The following is a 4,981-nucleotide window of genomic DNA, read 5'->3' as shown; positions in this document are numbered from 1 at the left end:
ATGCTACCGAAGAAGAATTGCTTACAGTTGAAGTATGGAATATTGATGGATGGCACCAGGTAGCAGAATTTAAAAACACTGCAGATATGCCGTGGACACCTCAGCACATTGATATTTCACAATATGCATTTAACCAGGCATTCAAAATTCGTTATACTGCTCATGGAACGGCAACAGCCGACATAAACAAATGGCAGATAGATAACATTAGCCTTTATCGTGAAACCACCTGTGATGCACCGACAAATTTTGCAGCTGCAGTAACAGGAAGTTCTTTTAATGATGTACATCTTACCTGGGAAGAACCGAGTGTTGTTATTGCTCCGGGCGAATGGATACATTGGGATAATGGTGAAAACTACGACGGTATCGGACTCACTGGCGGTGGCAGTTTTATGGCAGCCATCCGTTGGGATGCCGCTCAGATTGCCCAGTATGATGGATTATACCTCAAGCAGGTTAATTTCTTCGCCAGAGGTCCCAATACTACTTATACTCTGAAAGTCTGGATAGGCGCTAATGCTGCCAACCTTGTAGTTGACCAACATTTGGCAGGAGTTCAGTCCAATGTTTGGAACACCGTAACTCTTGACACACCTGTTCTTATTGACGGAACCCGGGATTTCTGGATTGGTTATTCTTGCGACGATCCAATAGGTGAATTTCCTGCCGGTTGCGATCCAGGTCCTGCCATTGCCGGATATGGTGACATGATCAGTCTCGATGGCGTTGCATGGGAATCAATGGCTACTGCTTATAGCCTCAACTACAACTGGAACCTCCAGGGATTTGTTGAAGGTATGGCTGACGCCGCTGCTGCTCCTCTGCAGCCCCTCACCAAAACCACATTCCGCAATACAGGTGGTATTCCCACCATAGGTCATCTGCCGGTAGTTGCCAACAACAGTGCCGATGTTGATGAACTTATAGGATACATAGTTTATAGGGATAATGTTGCAATTAGTGATACTCTTCCTGTTGAACAATTGTATTATGACGATTTGTCTGTTCCTGTTGGTGAATATTCATACGGCGTAACCGCAGTATATACTGATTGCGAATCACCACAAGCAGGTCCTATTATTGTGCATATATGGGGTGGCACTCCGTTACCTTTCTTTGAACCGTGGAATGATGGCTTTGAAACACAAAATTGGTCATTTGATCCGGAACAGGGTAACTGGGTCATCAATACATCTGGAGGAAATCCTGCCCCTACAGCTGAATTCAACTGGAGCCCTTCCGTTCAAAGTTATTCTTATGCTTTGGTTAGCCCGGAATTAAACGGTGTAAATTATGCAACAACCAATGTTACATTAAATTTCGACCTTTACCTAAGCGACTTTAGCAGTAACAGTGCTGAAAAGTTAACAGTAGAAGTATGGGATGGCAACCAGTGGAATTTAGTAAATGAATTTGTTAATGCCAGCAGTATTGATTGGACATCATACAGCTACGATATTACACAATTTGCGTTGGGCCATAACTTCAAAGTACGATTTGTAGCTAATGGTGCTGATAGTTATGACATCAACTACTGGTACTTAGACAATGTAAAGATTTACGAAAAACTTGTAGCTACCTTACTGGGAACCGTAGCCGACCTTACTAATGGAACTCCGATAGCCGGAGCAACGGTAAGTGCTTACGGAACAGGTGCCCCCATAACGGCAGTTTCAGGAACCAACGGAGCCTATTCTATGGAACTTGAAGCCGGTACTTATAATATTAATTGTAGCGCTCAGGGTTACTGCGAAGCAAACGAACAAAACTATACTATCAATGCCGGTGCCAATACCCTTAATTTTGAATTAGGAAGCCCGACAATGGAAGTTTCTCCTGAAGTTATGCAGGTTGTAGTTCTTCCTAACCAGACCCTAACCGATTATATTACCATTAACAACAATGGTTCCTGCGAACTTAACTGGAATGCTATTCTCGTTCAGCTAAATAAAAAAGCATCACCCAATCTTGAATTGCAGATTGCTGAAAGAAAAAATACCGATTATCCTTCTACAACTGAATTCAGCCCACGCGAAACACAACTGATTAATGCAGTTGACGACGTTTGGGATTTGCAATTTAATATTGATGTTACAACGGCGGCTGGCGGTTTACTGGGCCAGGCAGGCGTTGAATTTGATGGTACTTATTTCTATACAGCACTATGGGGAGGTGTAGATATTCAGAAATTTGATATTAATGGAAACTATATCGAATCCTTCCAGGTACCCGGAGTAAGCGAACTACGTGATTTGGCTTACGATGGACAATACCTTTATGGAGGTGCTGCATCCAATACCATTTACTGCATTGATCTCACCAACCACACTTTGGTTACCACCATCAGTTCTCCGGTAGCTGTTCGTGCAATTGCTTACGATAGCAATAACGATGCTTTCTGGTGCGGTGATTGGGATACCGATTACTACCTTGTAGGCCGTGATGGTTCAACAGTAGATGTTATTACCAATGTCGGTACTGCAAGTTTGTATGGTTTAGCCTACGATTATTTAACAGGAGCTCCTTCATTGTGGTTATTTGATCAGAGTGGATCAGGCTCCATGCTAATGCAGGTTGATATCAATACAGGCGCTCTTACCGGAGTAACTCATGATGTGGGCGGAGAAGTTGGATCCGGAGCTGGAGCAGCCGGAGGATGCTTTATCACTACCAACTATCAGTCTGGTACTGTAACCTTGGGTGGTTTGGTTCAGGATGATGCTAACGATTACATCTTCGGTTACGAACTGGGCGCTTATCAAACATGGATTAACATTGATCCTCACTCAGGAGTTGTATTTCCTGGCGAAACATTCAGCCTTCCTGTTGTTTTTGATGCAACCGGTTTACCTAACGGAACAGTTGAAAATGCTGAAATTACCTTCACTTCCACACCCGACGTAGGAACCGAAGTGGTTCTTATTCAAATGGATGTTGTAGGTATTCCTGAAGTTACAGCAGATAAAATCAAGATTTATCCTAATCCTGCCCAAAATTATCTGCATATTGAACTTCCCGGAAATGTAAGTAGCCTCAAACTGTGTAACTCTCTTGGACAAACAGTTTATGAACAAACTGTAAATAAAAACAACTTTGTTCTTTATACTGAAGCTTACGAATCTGGTGTATACTTCATCCAATTTACCACTACTACTGGGCAAATACTTGCAAAACGAATAGTTCTGGGTAAATAACTTTAGTTAGTTTATTGGTAAAAGGGAGGCATTTTGCCTCCCTTTTTTTATGGCTGATGGGTTTTACTTCAAAAACTCTTACTTGTGGAAATTCTTTCGAAGAATGTGTGGATACCTTTACCGAGACCGTTGCAAAAACCTTTTCAGACTTCGACGATGCTTAGTATGACAACTGATTAGTAGATTGTTATAATAAGCGTAGTCGAAAAATGAATGAAACACAACTTTTACAACGGTCTTTTATCTGCCAAAAAGTAATAATAAGGGGTACAAATTTCATTCTTTTGTCCTTTTTCGCTTGTTTTCTTCAATTTATGAAGAATAATCGTACAATGAAGCAAATGTTTTGCGCAACTACATAATATATCTTTTCCGGGGTATCAGAAGCAATATAATTGTAATATATTAAATGTTAAACACATAATCTGCTGTTTTTTTTATTTTTTGCCATTGGTTCAGGAAAATAAGTTATGTTGTTTATTATTTTTGGTTTTTGTTCCATTTTTATATAGTTTTGTATTAAAGTTTTAGAGGTACTGAAAAAAATAAAAAGAAAATTAATTAAAAATATTCTGCTATTTTAAAACAAATAAATGCGTTTTTATTAATATAATTGACTAATTAAATAGCTTATAATTAAAATAATACAAAATGAACTCGACCTGAATTTTTTAGTTGTATGTGATAGGGTACTATAGTACCAACGGTAAATAAAACACCACCACCATCATTTTTTTCAAGATAGAAATGCCTTTCTGCTATACTAAAAGCGATTGTATTTTAAATCATGAACTGATTAACAGTGGAAGAATATTTTTTATAAATTTTGCAAAAACAATTTGTATTAAAAAAAAAATATATATTTTCGCACTCATAAAATTTATTGAAACTTGAGATCATTAGTATCTGATAATTAATGTTAAACTAATAAATTTGATAATAAACCAATTACTAACCAATTATTTACAATTATGAACACAACCAACTTTATGCGGGAAAAGCTAATAGCTTTTTTCTTAACAGCGATGTTCAGCTTCGTTGTTGGATTCTCTGCGATGGCGCAGTTGACCGAGGGGTTTGAGAGTGCGACCGCCCCACCTACGGGATGGTCAATGTCTTATGCCATCGCCTCTCCGCCATCATCAAACCTGATGACTCACTCTACCGATAAGTTTCATTCGGGGGCACGGTCATTCAGGTTTTCATCAATGGCTAGTGGATCGCCCTATGATCAATATCTTGTTACTCCAATGCTACTTACTACCGCTGGTAGTCAAACTGTTTCTTTTTGGTATGCAGCATATAATACATCTGGAGAAGATTTTGTTGTAGGCTGGTCAAGCACAGGCAATAATGTAAATACTGATTTTACGTGGGGTACACCTATTACTTGTACTTCGACAAGTTGGTCACAATTTGTTAAAACCGACTTGCCTGTAGGAACTAAGTATATTGCCATACGCTACTATTCTTACTATATGTACTACTTGTATGTTGATGATTTTATAGGACCTAATGTAGCTCCTGTACCTCCATTATGTGCAACCACCCCTACACCAGCAATTGGTGCAACCAACATTGCCCGTAATTTTACTTTATCATGGGCTGATGGTGGTGGAGCTACCAATTACGATGTTTACATGGGAACAACGACCAATCCTCCTTTTGTACAGAATGTAACTTCTGCTTCTTACGCTCCTCCGGTAATGGCTGCCAACACACATTATTACTGGAAAGTTATTGCTAAAAATAATTATGGACAGGCTACAGGCTGCGCCGAATGG

General features: G+C 39.6%; 2 protein-coding genes. Both read left to right on the top strand.

Annotated features, from left to right (window positions below; all coding sequences use genetic code 11):
- Nucleotides 1-3,197: carboxypeptidase regulatory-like domain-containing protein (locus tag M0R21_13720; protein MCK9618881.1), on the top strand; the 3,197-nt coding region annotated here is incomplete at its 5' end.
- 971 nt (nucleotides 3,198-4,168) lie between these two features.
- Nucleotides 4,169-4,981, top strand: an 813-nt coding sequence (locus tag M0R21_13715) for a choice-of-anchor J domain-containing protein (protein ID MCK9618880.1), incomplete at its 3' end; no start/stop codon positions are given.

The sequence above is a fragment of the Lentimicrobiaceae bacterium genome, from assembly GCA_023227965.1.
GTDB lineage: Bacteria > Bacteroidota > Bacteroidia > Bacteroidales > JALOCA01 > JALOCA01.
The sequence above is the reverse complement of the archived record's forward strand: the minus strand, read 5'-3'. Positions and strand labels throughout refer to the sequence as shown.